Origin of the sequence: Bradyrhizobium barranii subsp. barranii, from assembly GCF_017565645.3 — a bacterium.
In the GTDB taxonomy this organism is placed as follows: Bacteria; Pseudomonadota; Alphaproteobacteria; order Rhizobiales; family Xanthobacteraceae; genus Bradyrhizobium; species Bradyrhizobium barranii.
Genome location: NZ_CP086139.1, coordinates 1 through 24,310 on the forward strand (window position 1 = coordinate 1; position 24,310 = coordinate 24,310).

The window sequence follows — 24,310 nt, forward strand, 5'->3', positions numbered from 1 at the left end:
ATGCTTAACCACCCAACCCACGAACGGCTGATCGAGCTTGGCCTGACCGGAATGGCCAAGGCCTTCGAGGAGCAGCGCCGATCGCCCGATCTCGAAGCCCTGCCGTTCGAAGATCGCATCGGCCTGTTGGTCGACCGCGAAGCCGCCGAACGCGACACCAGGCGGCTCACCACGCGCCTCAAGATCGCCGCACTGCGCCAGACTGCTTGCGTCGAGGACGTCGATCTGCGCACCCCGCGGGGCATCGACCGCGCCGTTTTCGCCAAACTCGTCGAAGGTCGCTGGATCGATCGCCACGAGAATTTGCTCGTCACCGGGGCAACCGGCCTGGGCAAAAGTTGGTTAGCCTGCGCGCTCGGCCACAAGGCCTGCCGCGACAACCGATCAGTCCTCTATCATCGCGTTCCAAGGCTGTTCGAGGCGCTCGCGCTCGCGCGCGGAGACGGACGTTACGCTCGGCTCCTCAAAAGCCTCGGCCGCGCTCAGCTTCTGATTTTGGATGATTGGGGACTATCGGTGCTCACCGCCGCGGAACGCCGCGATCTGCTCGAAATCCTCGAGGACCGCCATGGCCGCGCATCCACCATCGTCACAAGTCAGCTCCCCGTGGACACCTGGCATGGAGCCATTGGGGACCCCACGGTCGCCGACGCCATTCTCGATCGCCTCGTCCACAACGCCCACCGCCTCCAGCTCACCGGAGAAAGCATGCGAAAACGCAGCGCCAAAACCATCACCCTTGACGGCCAACCAGAACACTGACTCTATCTCCCATCGGCCGTAGCGGGCTGCTCACGATCGTCTGAATTCAGTGCTCACGATCGCGCGAAATCGATGCTCACGATCCGTGAAATCCGCAGTCGTGCCGATCCGGCCCCAGTTGCGGATCAGCGAGACCCCGCCGAACAAGGTCGGTTGGATCGAAAGCAAGTAAAACCGCCGCATGTTGCGGGTGGTGTCGATGCGGCGAAGGTGAAGCGGCCCTAGCTTGAGGTTCGGCATGCATGGATTCTCGCTTCCTGTGGAAGCGAGGTCCAATGCTTTCTATGAATCGATCAGGGCCAAACGATTCATTCTCTCGCTACATCAATTGCACCAGGCGGGTGTCTTCGGACTGTGGCGATGATGTGGAGGCTCCACGGCCCGATTTGAACCCCACCGTCTCGCGGCAAAACCGAGACCGCAGTCTGAACTGATCGAGAAGCTCACTGAATCGCGCCGGAGCTCGGTCCAAGCATTGTCGATCCAGCAGCCTCAGCAAGGTTTGAAAGCTGACTAGGTGACATCGGTGCAGCCGTTGAGGCGATCGACGGAGCAATTGCGGACGAACGGGAAATCGAAGTCCGGACACGGGTGAATTATGGAATGACACCCGGGCACTTCTTTGCCGGTGCTGCTGCAGAAAATCAAGCGCGCGATGTGGTCGGACATCGCCGACCTGCGTCTGGCAGCCCGACCAACCTTATGGGGTGTTGAAGAAGCGCGCGGCCTCTTAAACCAGCCGCGCCGAATACTTCCGGCCCAGCCCGACAATGCCCCACATCGCGCGCTGTCCGGGGCGCCCTTCGGTGTCGAACACCTGCTGGCACAAGGCCCTGGTCTGCGGTCCGATGCGCTCGGCGCTCGCCAGCAGCACGGCGGTTTGCCGCGACGGGTTGAACGGCCGTTCGCTGGTCGGCAGGACGACAGAACCGGGGTGCGCCATCCGGGAATGAACACGCAGCAGCGCACGGGTGTGGCGATCACGGATCTCGATCGTGGTGGTGTAGATGCGCACGACGACCTGGCTGCCGATCGGCGCGGGCCGCGCGGCGTAATAGCTGTTGTCGACGCGTACGGTGGTGTCGTCGCAGACAGTCCGGACGACTTCGGTGAAGATGCGGAAGGGAGCGACAGGCAGCGGCCGCAGGTGCGGCTTCTCTTCCTGGAACATCGCCTCGACCTGACGGCGCGTGCTGCCGTGGATGCGTTTGGAAGCCCAGTTCTCCTCCCAGTGCCTCAAGAACTCGTTTTGCGCCTCCAGCGTCTCGAAGCGCCGTCCGGCCAGCGCAGTGCCCTGGGTATGTTGAATCGCATTCTCGACGCATCCTTTCCGATTTGGATCGGCCACGCGCGCGGGATCGGCGACCACGGCGTAATGAGCCAGCATCGCGCTGTAAATCGGGTTGAGCTGGGGCTCGTACAAATCCGGCTTGAGGACGCCTTCCTTCAGGTTGTCGAGCACGACATAGCTGGGGACCCCGCCAAAATACCGGAACGCCTCTTCGTGGAGCTGCGCCCAGACTTGTTGGCTGGACTTCCAGACTACCCGCCGGAAGCTGCGCCGCGAGTAGCGTAGCGTCATCACGAACAGGCGGGGACGACGGTACCGCCCGTTCTTCGGATCAACCGTCGGCGCGCCCTCGCCATAGTCGACCTGAGCTTCCTCGCCGGGGAGAAACTCAAGACGATCAAACTGCTCAGGATCAGCGTGCCGCAACCGGCGCACAAACCGCTTGACACTCTGGTAGCTGGACGGAAAGCCAAATTGATCAACCAGGTCCTGGTAAATCGCCTGCGCGTTCCGCTTCAGCCGGACCTGTTCTTCGATCCACGTCCGATGCGCTTCGCAAGCCGAACGGGCCAGGCTGCTGGTGACCGTCGCTTCCGATGTCCCAAAAGCCGGTGGTCGGGGTGGAGGAATTTGGCCGTCCGCGCTCACCGAGCCGGTGGTCACTTCCCCGGGGGAATTTGCCTCCGCACCGGCCCGCAGCGCCTGATAACGCCGGATCGTCTTGCGATCGACACCCGTCAGCCGGTGAATCTCGCGCTGGCTGGTGTTGCGATCAAGTAATGTAAGTACGGTGCTTTGCAGATGTCGCTTCAAGACGTTCAACTCCCCGGCCCCTTGCTGGCTAAAGGGGTCGAACATAAACGTCCTGCCTGACCGGCTACTGCTGTTCAGCGGCGCTGACGGCGATCATCAGGTGGGGGAGTTTCAAGTGACCATACCCGGGGGATTTTGACCGACCCACGGGGCGTAGGTGCCGGACACAAATCTTCGTCGGACACCCCGCCACGACGGAGAGCCAGTGTCAGGTCAAGTGCATACTTTTACAGCGTAGCCAAATATGCCGATGGCCTGCCGCTTGACGGCCCCGGATCTCCCTCTCGATCGCGCAGAATGCGCCAACTTGCTTGATCACCTCGCTCGCCATCGCTCGCTAGGACGGCACCTGCGAGTTTGTAGACGTTGCATCGCATATTCAGCCAGGAGAATGCGAGCTCGATCTCGCCACGTTTCGGCAAGCTCAGGGTATCGCCCGTCGTCGGGTCAATCCCGACACCCAGGTCAGGTTCGCTCCGGCGCGCTGCTAGTGGAGATAGCGGACGGAATATTCCTGTTTGTTGCAGTAACAGGTTACGTGAAACTGATCATCCAAAGTTAGGCTGATCCGCAAATGCCAAGAACATTTCCCTTAATATGCCCCTTGCTTGCGGTGAGGCGCCTGGCAACTATCCCGCCGAAGCCTGGACGGCGGACGAGGCCTTCGACCTCGTCACCGCCGCCCGCGATGATGCACCGAACGCCGTCCCCTTGCCCGGCTTATTGTGATAGACTCAGTCCGCGACCTGCCCACGCGACAGCACCCGCTCGACCACGAACTGGAATGTTCAGGAGGAGGCAACAATGGCATTTTCCCTCATCGAGAGTATCGCAACGAGGTACCTTGCTTGATTGTCAGTTTAGAACGCTCTCCGCTTAGGCGTTTGTGTCGGACGAACGAAGTTGCGGCTGCGCGGGCGGCGGGAGAGCCATGCGCTGACGGTGTAAATTGTGCCGAAGACAGCGAAAGCGATCGACAGCAAAAAGAAGAATAGCATCGTTTGAACCCCTTAGTTGTTGAAGGTTGGTCTGGCTGCATGTGTGGACCGACGCGCGCAGCGCCGAATTGTAAGCCCAGAGGCCATTCTCCATACGACGTGACGTAACGTCAGGTTCAAGCGCCGGGCGAGGGAAACGACGTCCTGGCGGTTCGTCGTCACCTGATCGCCCGACTTCCTTGGAATCAGCGATGGCGCGTCGCTGGCGATCTGATGACGAGCCACAGAGCTGGCCCAGCCCTATGCGGCGATTTGCTGACCTTTGAGGTTTGCGCTCTGGATGGGAGCTTCCGCTGGCATTTTGATGCCAGTCGATGGCGCGCCGGAGCAGATCGACCGCATGACGCAGCATTTGCAAATTTTGTTACGTGGTGTCATGGCCGATGCGAGGCAGTCGGTCGGCCGCATCGACATTCTGCCGGCGACTGACCGCACGTATCTGCTGTAACGGCGGCCTTGAGATTATCTCGCAGATCACGAACTTCGGCACGGCGCCGAGATACCTGAACAGGTTGACATGCATGCCGATCCAGTCGGACAGGCTCCAGTGCGGCCTTCACCGGCGCGTTGGCGGGCGCAGGGATCAATATCTCCATGGATGGCCGCGGTCGCCGGATGGACAACGTCTTCATCGAGCGGCTGTGGCGGTCGCTCAAGCATGAGGACATCTATCTCAAGGGCTATACCGACGGCCGCGAGGCCAAGGCAGGGTTGTGAGCTGGATCGCCTTCTACGACGATCATCGCCTTCATCAGGCGCACGGGTATCGCACGCCGATGGCGGTCTGGCGCGAACGGATGCGGGCCGCGAAGGCTGTGGCAGACAGAGTCTGTGGCAGCGTGATAGAAAGGGATCAGGTGCAGTCAGTTTTCAACTAACGAACCGGTTCAAGCTGCGACGCCCATTCCCGCGCTATGCCGCGCTGGAACGGCGCGTGCTCCGTCTCCGCCGTAAAATTGAACGGCTCCGTGCCGAAGGCGCGGATCAGGCCGAGATCCACGCTGCACTCGCAGAGATCAAAGCCGTCAACAAGGAGAGACGGAAGGTGCCTTCCGTCGGTCCGATAAACCCCAACTTCAAAGGGCTCCACTCCTGCCGCTACGCGGACGACTTCCTCATCGGCGTGATCGGGAGCAAGCGGGAAGCGTGTGAGATCATGGCTGGCGTCGGACGGTTCTTGACGGACGCCTTGAAGCTCGCCGTGTCGCCCGAAAACAGTGGAGTTCACGCCGCTTCAAAGGGAGTGCCCTTCCTCAGCTATCGCATCTCGACATACACATCCTTGTACTAGACCCTATGTTCGCCCTCTGAGGTGACGGGCGGCCCGCCCCGCGGCAAGCTCCTATCGAGGGTTGCGCCGGATGGTCCGGCGCCGAGCCTCAAGCATGGGGAGCGGGCCTGATGAACGGTAGCATTTTCGTGGGGCTGGATGTGCACAAGGCGACGATTTCGGTTGCAGTGGCCGAAGCGATGCGCGGCGGAGAAGTTCGTAACTTGGGGATCATCCCCAATCGCGCCGATCAGATCGACAAGCTGGCAAAGAAGCTTGGCAAGGGTGACCGGCAGGTAAGTTTTTGCTACGAAGCCGGCCCCTGTGCCGGTGTTTCCGAGCACATCCGCCGATGCTCAGATCGTGGCGTTGAATCCGACAGCCTCGTCCCGCGGGCTGGTGCTCGACGACGAGCAATGGCTGGGCGACGAGCAATGGCTGGGCGACGAGCATATCCTCAGGGATTACCAGCTTCTGGAGCAGGATTTGCTGAGGCACCCTCTGGATATCCCCACCCTGGATATCGCCGCCCGGACGCGGTTGGTGGATCCTACTGTGGCCCATAATCTGCTGCGCTCTCCCAACGATACCGTCGTGGAACTCGCATTGCAGCGCATCGTCTATGATGACAACGGTAATGATACAGCCGACTTCCTGTTCCTGCCAGTGAACGACGCCGATCCTACAGATCCTCGTTGCCAAGGGAATCATTGGTCGCTGCTGTTCGTTGATCGTCGCGACCGGAACTCGCCGATTGCCTATCACTACGATTCCTTCTGGGGATTCAACGAGACGTCTGCAGACCATCTGGCAGGAAGGCTGGGCCTCCCCGGCGACTCGGTGCAAGCCGGCATGGCCCAGCAGCAGAACGGCTGGGATTGCGGCGTCTTTGTCGTGGACGGCACGCGAGCGCTGGTTAGGGGGTTGGTGGCAGGCCAGCGAGGCCTGCAGAACCTTAGCAACCTCAGCGTCAGTCGGCCGGCACTGCAAACCCGACTGAGGGGCTGATAAGGGGTCAACTGCTCCTATGAGAGCTATGCGGGAAACTGGGTGATGACGGATTGAGATAGGCGGCGTATCGAGTCGTCCGTTAAGAAGCCGGATTGATCGAGGCTGGCCGGGCGAGCGTGCGCCATAGCTGGGCCAGGAACAGGCACAAGAGATATCTCAGCCAGGCGAGGATGCGGCGGAAGTTGTGTCCGACGGCTGAGAGGACGACGTTGGCGGCATCGCCGGCGCGGCCTTTGAGGTAGCAGCGCCCGAGGTCCCATCTTCCATGCCACCGGAGGTGGAGTGCATCGGCAAGGCCAGCGCGCCTTACGAGTTCGGCGTGAAGGCCTCCACGCGCCGCCGCCGTCAGATTACTGCCTCCGATGGCGCTGCGTGCATGTCATTGGAGGTCGTCGTCGCTCATGAGCACCTAATCGCGACCACCGCCCGTATTGCCCAGTTGCAAGATCCCTGCATGGACATCGCTCGGATCTTATTCCCCGCCGGTTGCGCTCGACGATAGCTATAATCAATTCTTCGGTGGCAATCAGAGCCAGCTCCATTTTTTCCTCAACAATGGTCGACGTATCTCGACCGATACTGTCGAGGTGGTTCAGGGCCATCGCTTTGAAACTATGGGCTAGGCGCTCCTCGGCATCGTCGCGAGCATAGTCTATAATAGTATCCAGGTGGGCGACGATTTCAGCCCGTTGCTCGGTCGGTTTTGGTCCGTCAAGCAACGTTATCGCTCGAATAAAGGACTCCTCAATAGGGATCATATCAGGTTCCTTTGACTGTGATTGGAAGCAGTGATTCCAGCTCGCACCGTTGGTGCAGATACAGCGGATTGAAAGGCGGGGGACTTCAAGCGGCTTGCCGCTCCTCTTTAAGAAGTACCAGGCAGAGGGTATCTGTAGATTTCTTCGAATTTTCCGTCGACGACATGCCCCACGGCCCATTCCGTGAACAACACCGCGTCATCTAAAGCCACCTTTTCGGCTTTGCCCGTATCGATGTTGAAGTATTCACGGTGATGCCGATCTTGTTGACCTGCGACGAACGCCTTGTTCCCCACGCAGACCAAGGGCACGCCCGCTGCAGAACCTGGCACGGCAGCGCTCGACAGGGCCGGCCTCAGAAGCGCGGTCGGAAAGTGGATAAGTGTTCGGTGTGATATTCCGCCCTGCTGATGCCACGCGATTTGGTCTTGTGGGGCGGGCGTGGCGGGAACGGTAACGATGCCCTGATTGCCGTGGCCGTCCTCTACAAAAATGCCGAATGATCCGCCTTCAATTGAGATATCGAGCTTGATAAATGCACCGGGCGAGATGTTCTGAAACTTGGTAAGCACCGCCGCGAGATCGATGTTCATTGGCAATGCTCCATTCTTTTGGTGCTCACAGGGGAGTTTATGCTCAACCTATGCGGGCGCGATAGCTACCCGAAGGCCAATCGACTACTTCGGGGCTAGCCCGGGGCTCGCCAAAGGGCGCGGCTGATCCTCGATGTATGGACGGCCGCGCCATCAAAGCTGAGAAAAACGGCCAGCGCGGACGTGATTCGGCGCTCACGCCCCCGAAAGCACTTTCCCTACCACCAGCCGTCGCCCTCGGAGTTAGCAAGGCTGGCCACGTCGGCCCCCGGAGCCAGGATTGGTCGGCGCCGATCTCATGTGGTCCGCGATTAGCCGGCTGGTGGGTATGGGTCGTGGCCATATGTCCACTCCATTCTAAATTGGTGGTTTTCCCTTTGAACGAGAACCTGAGCGTCGTGCCCTGCCTTTCCGTCCGCGTGGGCGGCATCGACCGCGGCGCGGATTGCCTCCTTTTGAGTAGCGTATGGGGCGGAGTGCTTGCCATTTACGACGACCGTCCATTCGTCATTGTGGAGTGTGACGATATGTTGAATACGAGCCATAAGGTCCTTCTCCCCAGGTTGGAAACGCGTGTCCACGCCGGGAGGGAGTTTGCAACCTGACGCGGTCGCCTCAACTACCGGATTGGGTGGGAGCCGAGCTGGCCTCTTGCAGTACACATTTGTGTAGCAGGCTGAGCGCTCGATGATGGACCTGAAGCGCGCCCGAGATCGGGGGAATCGGCCGATGGATAAGGCGCTAGCAATCGCGTGGGCGTGCATTCTAATCGTCCTGGTGCTGTTCGCCGCGCTGTATCTTCCGTGGTCGTGAGTTCAAGGAAGCAGCCGATTGCCGCGCCGCGCCTGCTTGCCGCAGGCAAGCCGGCGGCAAGCGTTCGTATCAGGCCATCGCGAGTTGGCGCGGCGTCTCAGTCTCATTCCATTTGACGCCGCTTGGCGCGCCGAGAGCACCCGGCGCCTTAATCCGCTGCCGTCGTTGATGCGTCCTCTTGCCGAACACGGGCGTGTTTCCAGGCCAACCCGCCCCGGCGGCCACCAAATATACTTCGGGGATATCGAAATCGCCCTCTTGCGATCTAGATCGTCGGCGAAGTCTATCCAAGCGGTCTTGCCCACTCACAGAGAGCAGTAGGCGCCGGCCATGGCGGCGAACCCTTTCAGTACGATAAGCATGTCGTCGACGAAACCCGACAACTGGTTCGGTACGGAGGTCCCATAGGCGAGGTAGATGGCGTCCCGGTAGTTCGCCTTCCCGCGATAGCGCGACGCCTGGTGAAGGAAACTGATGCCGCGACGGGCGTACGAGATGTCGCGCAGTTCACGCGCCGCCTTCGTCCGGAAATCGGAAACTCCCAGCGCCTTGAACTGGGCCGTTTCCCTCACCCTCTCCTCGACGTTCGATCGCTCCCAGCCCGCCGTCCCGGAAAGATACTCCGCGCAACAGCCCCAGGCTTCCTGCGCAGTCGTGGGTTTGTTGACCAACGAGTGCTGCCCCCTTACCTTCACTGTCGCGAGTTCGGTCTCGACAGTTGCCGGAATGACGCTCGACAGGCAATCCGCGAAGGGATGCATCGCCAGGTTGTTGGCAGGGAAGCGCTCCTGCCACTTCCTGGCGGTCTCCGCGTGATTGTCCTGGAAGGAAGCGTCCATCGCTGCCGTCATGGCGGAAGCTGCGCTGTAGACACCGTAGTACCAGGCAACAATAGCCGTTCGCGCCACGTCCGCCTTGCTCGTCGTAGCCGTCAGCGCCTGCAGCGCAGCTATCTGGTTAAGGACGAACAAAAGCTGCTCACGCACGGTGTTGAGCTGGCGATCTGGCATCCCGCGCGCGTGAACATTCGCGTAGAACCTTCGACCGGCAGCGAAGTCGAGCTTTTGGTCGACAGTTAGGATCGCGAGCGCGCGCATCCAGTGGACAGTCGCCGGCAGCGCGAAGCGCGCGTCTGGCACGTCGCGCGGCGCTTCGGTCAGGGTGCCGTAGCTCTGCATTCGCGAGTAGAGGGATGCGGTTTTCGGATCGGCGGCCATGACGCGTTCGTCTCAAGTGTTACTTAGTCGGCCCCGATTTCTGCGCAAACAGGAGCACGCGCCTATCAAGATTTTCGAATCTGGTCCTGCATTATTTCTAATACTCTGTCGAATTGTATCCTCGGAGAGACCCGGCAGGCACCTACCAGGCTTGGTCGGTCACGCAGACGAACCGTGGCTAGTCGAGCACGCCGATCCAGGTCAGCACGAGATGCCGCATTGCCAGCGTCTGCTCCAAAGCCCCGGTACTACACCACCTCCGCGACGCCATGACCGAGGAAGAGCCGCCAGCAGGTCGGCGGAGACCAAGCGCGAAGGTGGATGACGAACCAATGGATCGACCTGATCCGGCCGCGGTGCAATGGAGATGCCGCCTTTTGGCAGGGTTGCCCCTCGTTACCACCTCAGATTGCGTGCCGGTAATCCTCTCTAGCCATAAGGGAGGCGGAGGCGGCCGTGGCGATCATCGAGAACATTCGTCTGCTCAAGGGCGCAGCCGTGTTGGCGGAGCGTAAAGCCACCACTCCAAGCCTTGATCTCAAGCGATACAATCTTTTCTACGGATTCAATGGCTCGGGAAAGTCAACGCTTTCCCGCATATTAGCGGCGCTTCAACACGGCAAAAAACAGGAGCGACTTCCCGAAGGCTGCACATTCGAAATCGAGTTGTCCAGCGGGGCGAAATTTACCTATCCTAAGGCACTCAGTGGCCTAGTGCGTCTGTGTTTTCAACGGCGATTTCATCGCCGAGAACCTCCGCTGGGAAGCTGGCGTGGCGAACCCTGTCTTTTATATTGGCGCCGACCAAGCCGAGGCAGCGGAGCAGTTGAAAGCGCTCGAAACTACCCTACCAGCGGCGAGAACGAAGCACGAAGGCGAGGCCAAGCTGCTCAAGGAACGCGAGAAGGCGTTCACCGAGTACAGGAAGGTTCTCGCGCGAACGGTCTCCGAGCGTTTACGCCAGCCCACTCGATACGAGGCACCGCAGTTTGTAGCCGACGTTGATAAGCTGGGGACTTTAGCGGGTGGCAAGCTCAGCGATGCGGATCTTGATGCGGCAGCCGCGACCTGTGCGCGATCCGAACCGCCCGCGAAGATCAAGCAATAGAGATTCCGGTCTCGGCGCTGTCGGAAACGATTAAGGCCGCCGTTGAGCTCGCTCCAAAATCCACTGGGAGCATCGCCCTCGAAGGGCTGGATGTGCATCCGCGAATGGTCCCTTGGGTCAAGCAAGGACATGAGTACCATGTCGAACACGATTTAAGGTCGTGCCTGCATTGCGGCCAAGCAATTACCGACCAGCGAAAAGCGCTGCTCACAGCGACTTTTGACGACAAGCTTTCCCAAGTTCGTCATCGAACTGAACACTGCCGCGCAACATGTTTGAAGCTGCCGTCCTAACGTTCACCGCATCATTGGATGATGTCAGCCCGCTGATGGTGACGGTATTAAGCGCGTTGCGGGAGCGAAAGGACACGCCGACCCGTCCAGTAACGATACCGCTCCCCCCGGTGATAGAGGTGATGGCTCGCATTAAGCTGCTCGAAGAGAGCTGTAACGCTCTTAATGCGATCTTCAAGCAGGATGCCAACATGGTCGACAGGTTCAACGAGCATCAGAAAAAGGCTTGAGAAGCAATTCGTCGCCATTTCGTAACTACCAGCGCCGACGAATATGCGAAACACGTCAGCGAGATTTCGAATGCTACAGCGAAGGAAGCTGCGGCTAAGGAGAAAGTCGAGAAGCTGGAAGGGGCCATAGCCGCGCTACGCTCCAAGGTCCAACAACACGGGGCCGCCGCCGACAAAATCAATGCGCTGGTTAAATCGTGTCCATCCTCGTTTGATGATGGTACGACAGACGAAGTCTGGCCATCATCTCGTAGCGCCGCCTCTATCGGCATGAATTGCGTGGCGCCTTTGCTATTCGCCTGGAACAGGCTGAGCGATTCCAGCTGATTTGGGCCAATAATCAGGGCGCAGCGGCTCTGCTCGATCATGAATGATGTACGCGATGCCGGTAACGATGGATCGAGCGGCAGGTATGTTGATCCGGCCTTCAAAATTGCGACGACCGCCGTCGCCCAATCGAGGTCCGCTCACCCCATTAGCCGACGCGCGCCCTGAGCGCCACGCTCTCGTAACGTTTTTACCAGGGCATCCGATCTTGATCGCGGCGCCTTGTAGGTGAGCTCATCTGCGCCGACCCTCAGCGCAACCCTCTCTGGATCCGATCTTGCAAGGCGATCGATCGCCGTGATCGCGTCGATCGGCTGACATTCCACCAACCGATTCTGGCCGGATCGATTCTCCGTAGCCATACGCGTCCCGCCATTCATCGCTCTGTGCTGCCCTTAGATCAGAAAATTGTTGGGAGCCCACCGCGTCCGATGCGACTGTCCGCCGGCAGTGACCGACGCGCGGTGAACTGAACCCACACCAGCTCTCAGCATCACACGTGCCAACTTTGCCAAAGAGACGAATTCGCATGCTTTGCGCCGGCCGGGCGGGGCGCCTCGCGTGTTTATTGTCTGGCCTCGAACATAAGCCGTCTTCAACCGAATGCAGTCATGTCAGGTCATTGCCAATCAATCCTGACTGGATAGGGCGACGGTATGAACACCTCGTCGTTTGCGCCAAAAGCGAATATGGTCGAGGCAGATCGCCAGATCGGCCATCGTCTCCTGGCGGGAAGATGGTCGAGCAGATACTCTCCATCACCTCAGCCGAATTGCGGCGGTGGTCAAAGGAAGGTCGCGTACCAGTTGCTGGCAACGCGTTTTTTAGTAGCGGTCGGAAGCAGGTCGGCGTCTTTTTGTATTCTCCCGATGTAATTAGAGAACTGGCGGCTCGCCCACTAAAAATCGCGGAGTCTGCGCCGCCCAGCAGATCGTGAACATCAGCGACATCCGGCCGTTTGGCGTGGCTAAACTGTCACATGTTGTGTCACTCAGCACTCGATTCACGCCCCTTATGACGGCTGGAAGAAGTCCACCAGCAGGCGCGCCGCGGCGTAGACACGTGCCATCACGCGGGCCGTCTCGACCCCGTCGAAGCGCCCGTATCCGACGAGCCGCCGGACCACCGGCAGCGGGATGCGGTTGTCGGCAAGGGCGAGCGCGCGACACTGCGCTTCGGAAAGACCGGTCAGCTCGATGACCGGCGCCTCGAGGAGACCGAGCTTTCGCGCGGCCAGGTATCGGCCTTCGCCCGCGATGATCGTGCCATCGCTGTCGACGAGCAGCGGATTGAGAAATCCGAATCGGCTGATCGAACGCGCAATCTCGGCGACCTGATTGTCGCTGTGCAGTCGCGCATTACGCGGGTTGAGCTTGAGCGAGCCGAGCAGCCGATACTCGATCTTGATGCGCGCGATCTCGGTCATGGCTCCGGCCAAAAAAGAACCGGCCATCTTGCGAGGCCGGTTCGAAGTCAGTTGCGTCATAAACCACGCCCGATGCCCGACACCAAAGCTGGGGGAGCTTCGGCATCACGCGGGCAAGCGTCAGGATGATTTCAACGCAGGGCGCGCGGCAGTGGTCAATTGCAACTTTTGGGAAAGCCAGTCGGTCCAGTCCAGACTCGGATTCAGTTCGCGTTCACGCTTGAACCTGATCGTCAGCGCGCGACGCTCTGCATTGGCAGCGTCTGGTAGTCGCTCACGATCTTTTGTCCGAGGCGCCGTCGTGTACTTGGTCGTCCCGTCGAAATCGTCACGACATGGCGTCGCCTTCCAGGGCGGAACGCGGATCTGAATACGCCGTCCCACCCCAGTATGCGCGGCTTGTCGAATTCGAGACGCGTGCCGCGATCCTGGGTTACCGGCGCGCCGGCGGAGGGAGGCCGGTCAACGACGGAATCCTGGCCGACTGCCATGCGGGCTACTTCGATCTGCGCGCCGTGGGATTCGGTCGTGAGACGGTCGACATGACCCTATCGTTCTTCCTGCGGCTCGTCGCGGGATCGTCCACCAAGGCGAGCGCGAAGGCGATCACGCTCACTCTACGAGAGGGACCACGACGACGTCGGCGCAGCGATCCCGCTTACGATCGAGAACAAGAGTGCGAAGGAAATGTTCGGGCTCTATCTGGACATGGAATTCACGAGTGCCAATCCGGCGAAATGCTCCGGCCGTATCCTGCACGGTGACGGCCTGCTGAGCGATCCGATCGCGCTGGATGTGACGGCGTTGAGACCCGAGACGAGAACCGAAGGTCTGGTGGTCAAGCTCGTCGGCTTGGGGCCGATGGCGGCGAGCAGGAGGGATTCCTGGAAGCGTCCATGTTGGCGTCGTCCCGGTCGGACCCCGGGCCGCTGCCGACCGCCGACTTCACCTTCGACTGGACCTTCACCGGAAAAGACCAGCCGCCCGAAGCCGCCATTTCCGAATCCGGATTGCGCTCGACGTTCGAGGCGCAGGCGCGACTCATCTACATGTCCGATCCAATCCCGATCGAATCTCTTGCGTGATCTGTCTCGGAGAACGTCCGCATGGCAAGCTTTTCCACTCTCACGCTCGGCACCCGCAAGGATACCGATTGGTGGCGGCGCGGCATGAAGGAAAAGGTCGGCTACACGGAGCGCGTTTGGGTGAAGCAACCCGAACCGACCATGCAGCAAATGAAGGAGGTGTTCAGCGGGCGCTTCTTCGGCGGACATTTCAGCGGTCCCTTTTCGCAATGGCTGCCCTGGCCCTACGATACTGAGAAGCGGCTCTACAACGATCTGGACAATGATCCGGAAACGGCGCCGACGAGAGAAGTTTTGACCCGCAAGGACAATGTTCTGTTGCGATCGAAGAAGGCCAACGGCACTTGGGAGGAGGCGCCTCTGAAGAAAGGCGTCGAGTTCAAACAAACAGGCGCCAATCGGGTGATACTGTGGAATGTGCCCGCGCCGCCAACTACAAGAAATGGTCGGTCTAACATATTGACGTGCGGGATCGGCCGGAGTTTGATCGGGCCGCGCATGCGCACAAACAATCAACGCCGATTCGGGGAAATGCAACGGGTCCTTTTCCGTATGGAAGCGGGTCTTTGCAAAAAATGCCAATTGCCCGCAGCGTGCAACTTTTCTGACTAACCTGTGCAAATTGCGACGAGCGCCCCGCGCTGATATACTCCACCTGCTGAATTAGCCCGACGGCTTTGTCGATCAATGGCATCCTGGCGCCTTCAACTGACGCGAGGACGCTGATCGGCTGAGTGTGGCTGTTTCCACCAGACTTCTCTGGGAGCCCTGTTAGATTTGGGAGGTGTTCAGCGTTCTACCTTGGGACTATCAATCTTGCTGCTGCTTCGCATTGAAGACCAACATGCATTGCCCACCCAAGCTTGATCGCATTTAGCGGAGCACAGACCTCCAGGTTCTATGCCGCCATCATTCGTTACCTCAAGATCCTAGATATCCGCAGGCATCAAGGAGAAAGAAGCATTATGAGACCTTCGGCTGCCTACGTCGCCATCATGGCAATCCTCGTGAGTGCGAAATCTATTGCCGCGCCGACCCTGGTCGTCGCACAGGGAATTTCAGGGGACGTCATCAAGATTGGCGTCATGAACGACCAAAGCGGCCCCTATTCCGACAATTGCGGGCTGGGTTCGGTTATCGCCGCGCGGTTAGCTATAAGCGACTTTGGTAGGGCCATCAACGGTAAGAACATCGAGCTCATCGTGGCGGACGATCAGAACAAGCCGGACATCGGCGTCGCGATCGCGTTGCGCTGGCTGGACAATGAGGGGGTGGACGCAATCGTCGGATGTTCTGCATCGTCAGTCGCACTCGGTGTACAAGACGTCATGAGGAGCCGGAAGAAACCATATCTCTTGGCCGGAACGGCGGCCGCGTTCTTCACCAATGAGAGATGCTCTCCTTTGACGACGCAGTGGGCAATGGATACTTATGCGCTGGCTAAGGCGACGGTCAAATCGCTGCTGGCTCGGAGACTGGATACTTGGTTCTTTGTCACCGTCGATTATTCCTTCGGCAAAGTCTGGCAGGCCGACGCGACGAACTTTATCAAGTCCGCTGGCGGCAAGGTCGTCGGCTCCGTTCTGCATCCGCTCAATTCTTCCGATTTCGCGTCTGTTCTCCTGACGGCCCAGTCGAGCGGTGCAAAGGTCGTCGCTTTGGCCAATTCGGGGGCAGACTTCGCCAATGCCCTGAAGCAGGCTGAGGAGTTCGGGCTTACGCAGAAGCAGCAGCTAGCTCCGCTGGGATTGATGATCAATCAGACGCACAGCATCGGCCTACAGCCGCTGCAGAATGTAGGTCTGACCACCACGTTCTACTGGGACAGGACAGACGAGACGCGCGCTTTCGCGAAGCGCTACGAGGCAGCATTCGATGGCCGGATCCCGAACGAGGCGCAGGCGAGCACCTACAGTGCAGTTATGCACTATCTCAAGGCGATTGCCGCGGCGCAGACGGACGAAGGCGAGGCGGTGGTGCGACAGATGAAGAACACCCCCGTCAATGATTTCGAGATGAAGAATGTTAGCATCCGCGCCGACGGTCAGGTGATGCGACCGCTCTATGCCGCGCGCATAAAGGCGTCGATCGAGTCAAAATATCCTTATGACTACTACGAGATCACGGGGACTATTCCGGCCGAGGATGCTTGGCGCCCGGCCGCGGAGAGCACCTGCAATCTCCTGAAGACGCAGTAAGTCGGACGGGCGGGCCAGACCGATCTGTCTCGGTCGGGTTACAGTCAATCCGCCAACAACAATAGTTCTGCCCGACAACAATGTTCATCAAGAACTAATCCAAAGAGTAGCGCTGCGGTGAAGTGGACCCTTTGCTGAGGACCACCGGGTCCGGTTCTTAAGGAGAGCTGCTGCCGTTCGTTCTTCCCAATACTTTATGCTACTCTTGCTTGCTGCTGTTGTGGCTGTGATGGGGTGGACGCCCCTCGACGGCATCGATGTGCCAAAGTGAAGGGTGTTGAACCGTCAGAAAGAGGAAGCGTCCGTGAACGAAGTTAGCACGATTGGACTAGACCTGGCGAAACATGTTTTTCAGGCACATGGCGCAGACGCTGGCGGCGTTGTTGTTTTCCGCAAACAGCTGCGTCGTGACAATGTGCTGGCTTTCTTTGCTCAGCAGCCTGCGTGCCTGGTAGCGATGGAAGCCTGCGCCAGCGCCCATCACTGGGCTCGTGAGATTGGCAAGCTGGGTCACACAGTGCGTCTGATTCCACCGTCCTATGTAAAGCCCTTTGTGAAACGCCAGAAAAACGATATGGCCGATGCAGAAGCGATTTGCGAAGCAGCCCAACGCCCCACCATGCGCTTTGCCGCCGTGAAGAGTGAGGACCAGCAGGCGAGCGCGGTCGTGTTTCGCGCTCGCGATCTTTTGGTCCGGCAACGTACTCAGATCATAAACGCGTTGCGAGGTCACCTCGCCGAATACGGCCTGGTCGTTGCAAAGGGGGCGTCCAATGTCGCCGCGCTGGTTGAGCACGCGCAAGCTTCCGGGAGCAGCGTGCCAACGGCGGCGCAACCGGCGCTCGATATCCTAGTCAAGATGCTGGCGGTGCTGGAAGAGCAAATCAAGCAACTCGATATTGAGATCGCGCGACGAGCCCGAGAAGAGGAAGTTGCTCGACGGCTTATGACAGTTCCTGGCATCGGCCCAATCACGGCGACAGCTCTGATGGCGCTAGCGCCTGAGCCTGAAAACTTCAAACGTGGCCGGGATTTCGCCGCGTGGTTGGGGTTGACGCCGCTGCAACGTTCCACTGGTGGAAGACAGAAGCTCGACCAAATATCGAAAATGGGTGAGCGAACGCTGCGGCGTCTCCTCATCATCGGGGCGAGTGCGCTGGCTCGCCGACGCGGTCAATCGCAAGGGGCATGGCTGGAGCGCATGCTCGCTCGTAAGCCGCCCATGCTTGTCGCGTCATGTCGAACCCAGCTGAGACGATGGCCACAGGGCCAGAGCCGATTCCCGAATGCCCGCACTGCCAGAAGCCGATGCCGCTCTGCATCTGCGACAGTGTCACGCCGATCGAGAACCGTCTCGGGCTCCTGATCCTCCAGCATCCGCAAGAGCAGGACAGGGCGCTCGGTACCGCGCGGCTGCTTGCGAAACACTTCCCCAAGGCGACTTTGCGGGTCGGCCTATCCTGGCCGAGCCTGTCCAAAGCGCTCGGCCGCCCGATCGAGAACGCCTCGCACTGGGCCATGCTGTATCTCGGCTCGGCGCGCGCTGCTGATCTCGACGCGGAGGGGAAAATCGTCGCGCTCAACGCAAGGGCGAAGTCGCGGAGAACCAGCGCGCCATCCCGGGAAAGCTCGAAGGCGTGCTGCTGCTCGACGGCACCTGGAGTCAGGCGAAGGCGCTGTGGTGGCGCAATCCCTGGATGCTGAAATGTCAGCGCGTGATCCTCAACCCGTCGCGCTATGGCCGCCTGCGTCGCGAACCGCGCAAGGACGGACTGTCGACCATCGAGGCCGCGGCGACGCTGCTGTCGGGGCTCGAGCGGCGGCCGGACATCGCCGAGACGCTGAACGCCAGTTTTGGGTACTGTCCAGAATCTTTCGCACTTTTGATCAGGCGACGGCTCCGGTTTCAGAGAGTTGTGGCTGATAGAGCGGTCGCATGTTCATGTAGCATTTGGTCGACCACGCCGTTCCGGCAATGTGCCGCAGCCGGGCCGCCGCCAAATTGAGACAGGATTGACCGTCGGGGAAGGCGCCGACGACACGGGTTCGTCGCCGGATCTCCTTCATGATGCGCTCGAGCGGATTGTTCGTTCGAATCTTCCGCCAATGGATGTCAGGAAAGGCATAGTAGGCGAGCGTCTCGTGAACCGCCTGCTCGACGAGATCAGCAGCTTTGGCCATACGGCTTGCCCGCAGATCCGCGATGACGGTCCTGGCTTTCTCGTCGGCCGCGGCGCGGCTCTCCTGGGCATGAATGGCCTTGAGCATGTGGCTCACCTCGCGGACCCGGGTCGACGGCACGTGGCTGAAGACATTGCGATAAAAATGCACCATGCAGCGTTGATAGCGGGCCTCCGGCAGATAATCCGCAGCCACTGAGCGATCACCTCCATGACATTCTGCCGGCCTGGTGTACAGACTTCATTTTCATGGGCGCCGAGTTCACCAGGTTATTTGAGGAGTTCGAGCTGCTGGCCGCACTGGCTTACCTGACGCTGTCGACTTCGCTAGAGGATTTGCAGGCCACACTCGGCAAACCCGGTCACGATTTCGCTTGGAGTCCGATAGGACGTGCGGCTTGGCACGAACAAGTCAGGGAGCAGATACTCGAAAGCTGGGCCATGCCCGAAACGAATGCCGCGATCCTGAAGGCGGGTTTCGCGAATAAATCGGCCGAGTACTACAAGCTGGCCATCGAGAGCCTGGGCCGTCTGGCAGGCCGCATGCGCTGGGGATAGTTGGGAAATCGCGGTGTTGCGATTTGGCCCGCATCACTCGGACTTACCAGGCTCGCCCTTGGTCTTCTTTCGGGCGAAATAATCGATCATTGCGTTGAAATTGAACCCAATGCCGGCGATGTTTGGCTTTTGCTCGAAGAAGCCGGCAACCGTCGCCAGCCCGCCTTTGGGCGTGCTGTCTGCCTTCGCCGCACCGGATGCTGTGCCGCTGGCAAGAGTTTCCGTTACCCGGAGCAGCAGGTTCAGGCGACGATCATTGAAAATTGGTTCGGCCGGGGCCAGAGCTTGAAGAAGCGTTTTCGCCTCGGTCAGGCGATCCGCTTTGGCCGACCAAATCGCGATCGCAGCGTAAGCGAACACAAAATCCGCGAACTCATGGCGCGGCAGGGTCTCTCGCTTTACGGTATCGATCTCGGTAGCGGCGGCATCGATTTGCTTGCGATAGAGCAAGCATTCCGCGAGGTGGACCTTATCGTGGTCTGATCCGCCGAGGGCAAGTGCCTCACGATAAGCCGCTTCAGCCTGATCCCATTCGTCAGCATATCGGCAGCTGTCGCCCAACTCGCGTTGAATAGCGGCCCTACCGCTTTGCGTCCAACGCTCCTCAAGCAGCAGCGCATGAAATTGCAATGCCGACTCCTTGAGCATCTGCTTGTCACCCTTCAAGCCGCCGAGAAGTTGAAGGAGCCTAGCATATAGATGCTTCTCGGCCCCCTCCAGCGGCTCATCCGCTTCGGTCTGCCGCACAAAGCCGATGACTTCGACCAACTGTTCCCCGGCGGTTTGTGCGCCGCCAATCATGAAGTATTGAACGGCTTTGGCGCCCCGATACTGCAGCTGGTTCCCCGCGGGTCACTTCAAATTCCTCCGGGTGTGGTCAGTCAAATTCCTGCACGGGTGTGGCGATCACGGATCTCGATCGTGGTGGTGTAGATGCGCACGACGACCTGGCTGCCGATCGGCGCGGGCCGCGCGGCGTAATAGCTGTTGTCGGCGCGTACGGTGGTGTCGTCGCAGACAGTCCGGACGACTTCGGTGAAGATGCGGAAGGGAGCGACAGGCAGCGGCCGCAGGTGCGGCTTCTCTTCCTGGAACATCGCCTCGACCTGACGGCGCGTGCTGCCGTGGATGCGTTTGGAAGCCCAGTTCTCCTCCCAGTGCCTCAAGAACTCGTTTTGCGCCTCCAGCGTCTCGAAGCGCCGTCCGGCCAGCGCAGTGCCCTGGGTATGTTGAATCGCATTCTCGACGCATCCTTTCCGATTTGGATCGGCCACGCGCGCGGGATCGGCGACCACGGCGTAATGAGCCAGCATCGCGCTGTAAATCGGGTTGAGCTGGGGCTCGTACAAATCCGGCTTGAGGACGCCTTCCTTCAGGTTGTCGAGCACGACATAGCTGGGGACCCCGCCAAAATACCGGAACGCCTCTTCGTGGAGCTGCGCCCAGACTTGTTGGCTGGACTTCCAGACTACCCGCCGGAAGCTGCGCCGCGAGTAGCGTAGCGTCATCACGAACAGGCGGGGACGACGGTACCGCCCGCTCTTCGGATCAACCGTCGGCGCGCCCTCGCCATTGTCGACCTGAGCTTCCTCGCCGGGGAGGAACTCAAGACGATCAAACTGCTCAGGATCAGCGTGCCGCAACCGGCGCACAAACCGCTTGACACTCTGGTAGCTGGACGGAAAGCCAAATTGATCAACCAGGTCCTGGTAAATCGCCTGCGCGTTCCGCTTCAGCCGGACCTGTTCTTCGATCCACGTCCGATGCGCTTCGCAAGCCGAACGGGCCAGGCTGCTGGTGACCGTCGCTTCCGATGTCCCAAAAGCCGGTGGTCGGGGTGGAGGAATTTGGCCGTCCGCGCTCACCGAGCCGGTGGTCACTTCCCCGGGGGAATTTGCCTCCGCACCGGCCCGCAGCGCCTGATAACGCCGGATCGTCTTGCGATCGACACCCGTCAGCCGGTGAATCTCGCGCTGGCTGGTGTTGCGATCAAGTAATGTAAGTACGGTGCTTTGCAGATGTCGCTTCAAGACGTTCAACTCCCCGGCCCCTTGCTGGCTAAAGGGGTCGAACATAAACGTCCTGCCTGACCGGCTACTGCTGTTCAGCGGCGCTGACGGCGATCATCAGGTGGGGGAGTTTCAAGTGACCATACCCGGGGGATTTTGACCGACCCACGGGGGGTTTTCGCGATCGTCGTCCAGTTCGAGGATGCGATCTAGTACCCGGAATCAGAGCTGAGTGATACGGCGGCCTTTGAAACGGCGTTGACGGACCTTTTTCTTGGTCCAGACGAAGGGCTCGGCTCTGTCGTTGTATGCGTTGACGTAGGCATCGATGTGTTCCTGAAGCTGCTTGAGGCTCGTGAAGGAGGTGCCGCTGAGCGACTGCCCCTGCAAGATGGAAAACCATACTTCGACCTGATTGAGCCATGACGCACTTGTCGGCGTGAAATGAAATTGCACGTTGGGGTGGGCCTTGAGCCAGTCCTCGTTCTTTTTATGGGTGTTGAGGTTGTCGAGGATGACGTGAAGCTTGCGGTTCGGAAAAGCCGCGGTGACGCTGTTCATGAAATCGAGAAACTCGACGCGGCGCCGGCGTTTTGAATGGGTCGCGATGATCTTTCCGGTGGCGACTTCGAGCGCCGCAAACAATGTTGTGGTGCCATGCCGCTTGTAATCGTGGCTTTGGCCGGTCAAGGCGCGGCCATTGGGCAACTTCAGATAACCCTGCGCTCGCTCCAAAGCCTGGATCGAGGGCTTCTCGTCCACGCACAGCACAATGGCCTTCGCCGGCGGCGCGACATAGAGGCCGACAACATCGGCGGCTTTGGCCGTAAAGTTCGGGTCGTTGCTCTCGCACCAGGACTTGCGAGCCACCAGGTCAATCTTGTGGCTGCGCAGGAACCGCCAGACATATTGGACATCGACATCGCCCAGCGCCTCGGCCAGCAGGGGGCCGGTCCAGCGCGCAAACCCTTGCGGTGGCGGCTTATCCAGCAGCTTCAGAATCCGCTTGTCGGTCGTCTTCGTATAGATCGGCTGCTTGCCAGGCCGCGGCTTGTCTTGCAGCCCTTCAAGGCCATGGTCGGCATAGCGATGCCGCCAAAGGCTGACAATCCGCGGCTGGACCCCAACTTCCTTGGCGATCGACCGGGTGCTGCGCCCATCCGCCGCCAACAGAACTATCCGCGCCCGCTTCAAATCGCGCTGCAACGTCACCGGTGAGCGACAGCACGCCTCAAGCACCTTGCGATCTTTCCTCGAAAGGCGGACTTCTCTTGCTTCGGGTATCATCCCGACCTTGAATCACGACTCACGTTCCAAGAAAAGTGGGTACTAGTATTTCGATACGAGCCGCAAATGGCAGGTCATCAAATTCGAGATCGACATACAGCTGCAAAAGCTCAAGGTCCTCTTCCTTTTTCGTAATCGGGCCTGCTTTCGCCAGCTCTTGCCGGGCCTTTGCACGATCACCGCCGGGGCTGAGGTAATAGAAGGCGAGGTAATACGCGATCTTCCTGTACCAAGCAGGATGCTGGATATTGGTGCGCAGCCGATCCAGCACGGCGGTCCAGTCTTTCCAAAGCCCGAGGTGAAAATACAGCGAGGACAAACGGCCAACGTAAGCACCCAGTGCGTTCACATCGATGCGAAGCAGCTTCAGTCCGTCTCCGACTACCGCCAGCGCTGGCGCGGTATTCGTCTTGTGCCATATCGTGTACTGCGTGACGTCAGCGCGCGTTGCCTGCAGGGCCCGCTCGAAATGCTTTTCCCGTAGGGCTGCCCTGTATGCCTTCCCGATGTCAAAACCCGGCAGGCGCCGCCAGCAGCAATCCTTGAACTTTTTACCGGAGGCGCATGGGCATGGCTCGCTCCATTTTGGCTTCCACATCGGGCGTTTCGGCATCCTGCGGCTCGCCTGCAGCTAACCCGTCCTATTCGTGAGAGTGCGGCTTTTTGGCCCGATTGATGCGGCCGCACATCTTGTCTGACGAGGCGCACAGGATTGCCTTCGGCTTTTCACCGCCTGACCACCTGTACTTTGCAACGCGCTTGAGGGATAGGTTGGGCGAACGGGGGGCGGACGCCCCGCCGGTCAAGGACTGAGCGGCCAGCGCGCCGGGCAAGCCGCGGATCAGGTCGGCTTCGGGACATGCCGCGGCGAACGCAAGGCGAATGCGGCTCGTGGTCTCGACCACACGGGCAGCGAGTTTCAAGAGACGAAGACGCAGCGTCGCGAACTCGGCAGCGGCCAATTCCCGGACTTTGGGAATGGCGTCGCGCACGGTCAGCATCAGCCAATAAGCGGCCGTATGGAGCAGGAGACGGACCTGGTTGGCGAGCGCCGAACGGCAGCTGGTGCGGTCGGAGGCGAGCTGCGTCTTATGCAGCTTGATCAGATTCTCGGCTTGGCCGCGCGCGCAATACAGGCTGTCGTAGATCCACTCGGCCGAGCCGACATCGAGGCTGGTGACGACGAAACGGATGTCGAGGCCGAGCATCGTCGCCTCAATACGGGCGACGGTGCGCCGTTCGCGATCCCAGGACTTTGCCTTGTGGCGGGTCTCGGTATAGCCACGCAGAACCGGCAGGTTCTCGATGGCGCGTCGGGTGCGGATGTCGTCGGCGACCTCGTCGACTTTTCTGGCGAGAGGCTTGGTGCCGGACAGACCGAAGATGTAGTCGATGCCGTTGGTCTCGCACCACGCCATGGCCTCCGGCCGGGCATAGTGCCCGTCGCCACGGAACGTAATTCGCGTGTTGTGCCACCGCGTGCGGATATGCCGTACCAGGCGGCGCAGAAGGGCACGCACCTCGACGCCGCCCGGCGTCTTGCCGGGCCGCAGCACGACGGCCACGGGACGGCTCTTCTCCGTGTCGTAGACGTGGATCGGCAGGAAGCAGCGTTCGTCATAATGAGCGTTGAACAGCGAGAGCTGCTGATGGCCGTGGACGACATCGCAGGTATCATCGATGTCGAGCGTGACGGATGCCGGCTCGCGCGGGTAGCTATCCATCCATGCGTCGACCAAAATGTAGGTCAGTCGGATCACGTCGCGCAGGCGCGGAGCAACTCCAGCCGCGACAGCGTCGGTTGGGAACACAGATCGCGGCCCGTGTCCGGCAGCCGTCCGCAGGCCAGCTTGAATGCGGGATCGGACCGCAGATGATCGAGGTCGTCGGCGTCCTCGTAGCCGCAGCAGATCGCGAACATGCGCGCGCGGAACATATCGACCAGGCTGTGCACGACCCGCGTCGGATCGCGCCGATCCGGGAACACCCGGGCCAAATTGTCGGCCAAACCGAGACGGGTTGCGATCAAGTAATGTAAGTACGGTGCTTTGCAGATGTCGCTTCAAGACGTTCAACTCCCCGG

General features: G+C 60.0%; 19 protein-coding genes and 10 pseudogenes. 15 read left to right on the top strand and 14 right to left on the bottom strand.

Going from position 1 to position 24,310, the window contains the following annotated elements:
* Entirely contained in the window at positions 1-762 is a 762-nt protein-coding gene (gene istB, locus J4G43_RS54445) for an IS21-like element ISFK1 family helper ATPase IstB (RefSeq protein WP_011090937.1), read from the top strand.
* Between the two features lie 96 nt (positions 763-858).
* Here the strand turns inward: istB and J4G43_RS54450 are convergent.
* Both J4G43_RS54450 and istA (J4G43_RS54455) read right to left on the bottom strand, forming a co-directional pair.
* A pseudogene (locus tag J4G43_RS54450) lies at positions 859-1,002 on the bottom strand (WGR domain-containing protein); the annotation flags it as partial.
* 493 nt (positions 1,003-1,495) lie between these two features.
* Positions 1,496-2,875, bottom strand: a pseudogene (gene istA / locus J4G43_RS54455) (IS21-like element IS1631 family transposase); the annotation flags it as partial.
* Positions 2,876-4,168: 1,293 nt separating this feature from the next.
* On the opposite strand from istA (J4G43_RS54455), the gene J4G43_RS54460 reads away from it, so the two are divergent.
* The 4 genes from J4G43_RS54460 (at position 4,169) to J4G43_RS54475 (ending at position 6,142) form a co-directional block, all read left to right on the top strand.
* Positions 4,169-4,312, top strand: a complete 144-nt coding sequence (locus J4G43_RS54460; RefSeq protein ID WP_155258293.1) for a hypothetical protein — start codon at positions 4,169-4,171, stop codon at positions 4,310-4,312.
* Positions 4,313-4,431: 119 nt separating this feature from the next.
* Complete coding sequence (locus tag J4G43_RS54465; protein ID WP_370167449.1) at positions 4,432-4,581, top strand: integrase core domain-containing protein; 150 nt, start codon at positions 4,432-4,434, stop codon at positions 4,579-4,581.
* 217 nt (positions 4,582-4,798) lie between these two features.
* The gene (locus tag J4G43_RS54470; RefSeq protein ID WP_028154558.1) at positions 4,799-5,155 is read left to right on the top strand and encodes an RNA-dependent RNA polymerase family protein; all 357 of its coding nucleotides are present in this window, start codon (positions 4,799-4,801) and stop codon (positions 5,153-5,155) included.
* A gap of 303 nt (positions 5,156-5,458) precedes the next feature.
* Complete coding sequence (locus tag J4G43_RS54475; protein ID WP_208089831.1) at positions 5,459-6,142, top strand: C48 family peptidase; 684 nt, start codon at positions 5,459-5,461, stop codon at positions 6,140-6,142.
* 82 nt (positions 6,143-6,224) lie between these two features.
* Here the strand turns inward: J4G43_RS54475 and J4G43_RS54480 are convergent.
* From J4G43_RS54480 to J4G43_RS54495, 4 genes and pseudogenes are all read right to left on the bottom strand, one after another.
* Positions 6,225-6,476, bottom strand: a pseudogene (locus J4G43_RS54480) (IS5/IS1182 family transposase); the annotation flags it as partial.
* A gap of 534 nt (positions 6,477-7,010) precedes the next feature.
* Complete coding sequence (locus tag J4G43_RS54485) at positions 7,011-7,496, bottom strand: hypothetical protein (protein WP_028154266.1); 486 nt, start codon at positions 7,494-7,496, stop codon at positions 7,011-7,013.
* Positions 7,497-7,807: 311 nt separating this feature from the next.
* Positions 7,808-8,260, bottom strand: coding sequence for a DUF2188 domain-containing protein (locus tag J4G43_RS55815; protein ID WP_309249060.1), 453 nt, complete (start codon positions 8,258-8,260; stop codon positions 7,808-7,810).
* 354 nt (positions 8,261-8,614) lie between these two features.
* A complete protein-coding gene (locus tag J4G43_RS54495; protein ID WP_049807992.1) occupies positions 8,615-9,526 on the bottom strand; it encodes a hypothetical protein in 912 nt (303 codons plus the stop codon).
* A gap of 498 nt (positions 9,527-10,024) precedes the next feature.
* On the opposite strand from J4G43_RS54495, the pseudogene J4G43_RS56475 reads away from it, so the two are divergent.
* The 4 genes and pseudogenes from J4G43_RS56475 to J4G43_RS54505 form a co-directional block, all read left to right on the top strand.
* Positions 10,025-10,189 (top strand): annotated as a pseudogene (locus J4G43_RS56475) (AAA family ATPase); the annotation flags it as partial.
* A 67-nt stretch (positions 10,190-10,256) separates the two neighbouring features.
* Positions 10,257-10,634 (top strand): annotated as a pseudogene (locus J4G43_RS55235) (hypothetical protein); the annotation flags it as partial.
* Positions 10,635-10,663: 29 nt separating this feature from the next.
* Positions 10,664-10,927, top strand: coding sequence for an AAA family ATPase (locus J4G43_RS56480; RefSeq protein ID WP_353558832.1), 264 nt, complete (start codon positions 10,664-10,666; stop codon positions 10,925-10,927).
* The gene (locus J4G43_RS54505) at positions 10,906-11,157 is read left to right on the top strand and encodes a hypothetical protein (protein ID WP_028154263.1); all 252 of its coding nucleotides are present in this window, start codon (positions 10,906-10,908) and stop codon (positions 11,155-11,157) included. The genes J4G43_RS56480 and J4G43_RS54505 overlap by 22 nt, the downstream gene beginning before the upstream one ends.
* On the opposite strand, the pseudogene J4G43_RS54510 reads toward J4G43_RS54505, so the two are convergent.
* Positions 11,142-11,603: pseudogene (locus tag J4G43_RS54510) on the bottom strand (hypothetical protein); the annotation flags it as partial. The gene J4G43_RS54505 and the pseudogene J4G43_RS54510 overlap by 16 nt on opposite strands.
* 893 nt (positions 11,604-12,496) lie before the next feature.
* A complete protein-coding gene (locus tag J4G43_RS56485; protein WP_049807993.1) occupies positions 12,497-12,910 on the bottom strand; it encodes a ParB/Srx family N-terminal domain-containing protein in 414 nt (137 codons plus the stop codon).
* Between the two features lie 896 nt (positions 12,911-13,806).
* Here J4G43_RS56485 and J4G43_RS54520 point away from each other — a divergent pair.
* From J4G43_RS54520 to J4G43_RS54540, 5 genes and pseudogenes are all read left to right on the top strand, one after another.
* Positions 13,807-13,995 (top strand): hypothetical protein, encoded by a 189-nt coding sequence (locus tag J4G43_RS54520; RefSeq protein WP_060913273.1) that lies wholly within the window; start codon positions 13,807-13,809, stop codon positions 13,993-13,995.
* A 21-nt stretch (positions 13,996-14,016) separates the two neighbouring features.
* Positions 14,017-14,607 (top strand): hypothetical protein, encoded by a 591-nt coding sequence (locus tag J4G43_RS54525; protein WP_038975248.1) that lies wholly within the window; start codon positions 14,017-14,019, stop codon positions 14,605-14,607.
* Between the two features lie 353 nt (positions 14,608-14,960).
* The gene (locus J4G43_RS54530) at positions 14,961-16,193 is read left to right on the top strand and encodes an ABC transporter substrate-binding protein (protein ID WP_028154428.1); all 1,233 of its coding nucleotides are present in this window, start codon (positions 14,961-14,963) and stop codon (positions 16,191-16,193) included.
* Between the two features lie 304 nt (positions 16,194-16,497).
* A complete protein-coding gene (locus tag J4G43_RS54535; RefSeq protein WP_373565453.1) occupies positions 16,498-17,559 on the top strand; it encodes an IS110 family RNA-guided transposase in 1,062 nt (353 codons plus the stop codon).
* A pseudogene (locus J4G43_RS54540) lies at positions 17,451-18,199 on the top strand (tRNA-uridine aminocarboxypropyltransferase). Before J4G43_RS54535 ends, J4G43_RS54540 begins: the two are co-directional and overlap by 109 nt.
* On the opposite strand, the pseudogene J4G43_RS54545 reads toward J4G43_RS54540, so the two are convergent.
* Positions 18,081-18,581, bottom strand: a pseudogene (locus tag J4G43_RS54545) (transposase); the annotation flags it as partial. The pseudogenes J4G43_RS54540 and J4G43_RS54545 sit on opposite strands and share 119 nt — an antisense overlap.
* Before the next feature lie 41 nt (positions 18,582-18,622).
* Here J4G43_RS54545 and J4G43_RS54550 point away from each other — a divergent pair.
* Positions 18,623-18,931 (top strand): hypothetical protein, encoded by a 309-nt coding sequence (locus J4G43_RS54550; protein WP_028154658.1) that lies wholly within the window; start codon positions 18,623-18,625, stop codon positions 18,929-18,931.
* 33 nt (positions 18,932-18,964) lie between these two features.
* Here J4G43_RS54550 and J4G43_RS54555 read toward each other — a convergent pair whose 3' ends face one another.
* From J4G43_RS54555 to J4G43_RS54575, 5 genes and pseudogenes are all read right to left on the bottom strand, one after another.
* A complete protein-coding gene (locus tag J4G43_RS54555; protein ID WP_038945163.1) occupies positions 18,965-19,732 on the bottom strand; it encodes a tetratricopeptide repeat protein in 768 nt (255 codons plus the stop codon).
* An 89-nt stretch (positions 19,733-19,821) separates the two neighbouring features.
* A pseudogene (gene istA / locus J4G43_RS54560) lies at positions 19,822-21,006 on the bottom strand (IS21-like element IS1631 family transposase); the annotation flags it as partial.
* Between the two features lie 156 nt (positions 21,007-21,162).
* Positions 21,163-22,227 carry an IS630-like element ISRj1 family transposase gene (locus tag J4G43_RS54565; RefSeq protein WP_225006049.1) on the bottom strand — a complete coding sequence of 355 codons (1,065 nt, stop codon included), beginning with the start codon at positions 22,225-22,227 and terminating at the stop codon, positions 21,163-21,165.
* Positions 22,228-22,246: 19 nt separating this feature from the next.
* Positions 22,247-22,840, bottom strand: a complete 594-nt coding sequence (locus J4G43_RS54570) for a YecA family protein (RefSeq protein ID WP_080587093.1) — start codon at positions 22,838-22,840, stop codon at positions 22,247-22,249.
* Between the two features lie 205 nt (positions 22,841-23,045).
* Positions 23,046-24,244, bottom strand: a pseudogene (locus J4G43_RS54575) (IS1380-like element ISBdi2 family transposase); the annotation flags it as partial.
* Positions 24,245-24,310 lie beyond the last annotated feature (66 nt).

What these genes read in the sequence shown, in the direction of transcription:
- J4G43_RS54550 (WP_028154658.1), top strand. Translation starts at nt 18,623, where the DNA reads ATGGGCGCCGAGTTCACCAGGTTATTTGAGGAGTTCGAGCTGCTGGCC.
- J4G43_RS54505 (WP_028154263.1), top strand. Translation starts at nt 10,906, where the DNA reads ATGTTTGAAGCTGCCGTCCTAACGTTCACCGCATCATTGGATGATGTC.
- J4G43_RS55815 (WP_309249060.1), bottom strand. Translation starts at nt 8,260, where the DNA reads ATGCACGCCCACGCGATTGCTAGCGCCTTATCCATCGGCCGATTCCCC.
- J4G43_RS54570 (WP_080587093.1), bottom strand. Translation starts at nt 22,840, where the DNA reads ATGCCGAAACGCCCGATGTGGAAGCCAAAATGGAGCGAGCCATGCCCA.
- J4G43_RS54565 (WP_225006049.1), bottom strand. Translation starts at nt 22,227, where the DNA reads ATGATACCCGAAGCAAGAGAAGTCCGCCTTTCGAGGAAAGATCGCAAG.
- J4G43_RS54530 (WP_028154428.1), top strand. Translation starts at nt 14,961, where the DNA reads ATGAGACCTTCGGCTGCCTACGTCGCCATCATGGCAATCCTCGTGAGT.
- J4G43_RS54525 (WP_038975248.1), top strand. Translation starts at nt 14,017, where the DNA reads ATGGCAAGCTTTTCCACTCTCACGCTCGGCACCCGCAAGGATACCGAT.
- istB (WP_011090937.1), top strand. Translation starts at nt 1, where the DNA reads ATGCTTAACCACCCAACCCACGAACGGCTGATCGAGCTTGGCCTGACC.
- J4G43_RS56485 (WP_049807993.1), bottom strand. Translation starts at nt 12,910, where the DNA reads ATGACCGAGATCGCGCGCATCAAGATCGAGTATCGGCTGCTCGGCTCG.
- J4G43_RS54485 (WP_028154266.1), bottom strand. Translation starts at nt 7,496, where the DNA reads ATGAACATCGATCTCGCGGCGGTGCTTACCAAGTTTCAGAACATCTCG.
- J4G43_RS54460 (WP_155258293.1), top strand. Translation starts at nt 4,169, where the DNA reads ATGCCAGTCGATGGCGCGCCGGAGCAGATCGACCGCATGACGCAGCAT.
- J4G43_RS54555 (WP_038945163.1), bottom strand. Translation starts at nt 19,732, where the DNA reads ATGATTGGCGGCGCACAAACCGCCGGGGAACAGTTGGTCGAAGTCATC.
- J4G43_RS54520 (WP_060913273.1), top strand. Translation starts at nt 13,807, where the DNA reads ATGTTGGCGTCGTCCCGGTCGGACCCCGGGCCGCTGCCGACCGCCGAC.
- J4G43_RS54495 (WP_049807992.1), bottom strand. Translation starts at nt 9,526, where the DNA reads ATGGCCGCCGATCCGAAAACCGCATCCCTCTACTCGCGAATGCAGAGC.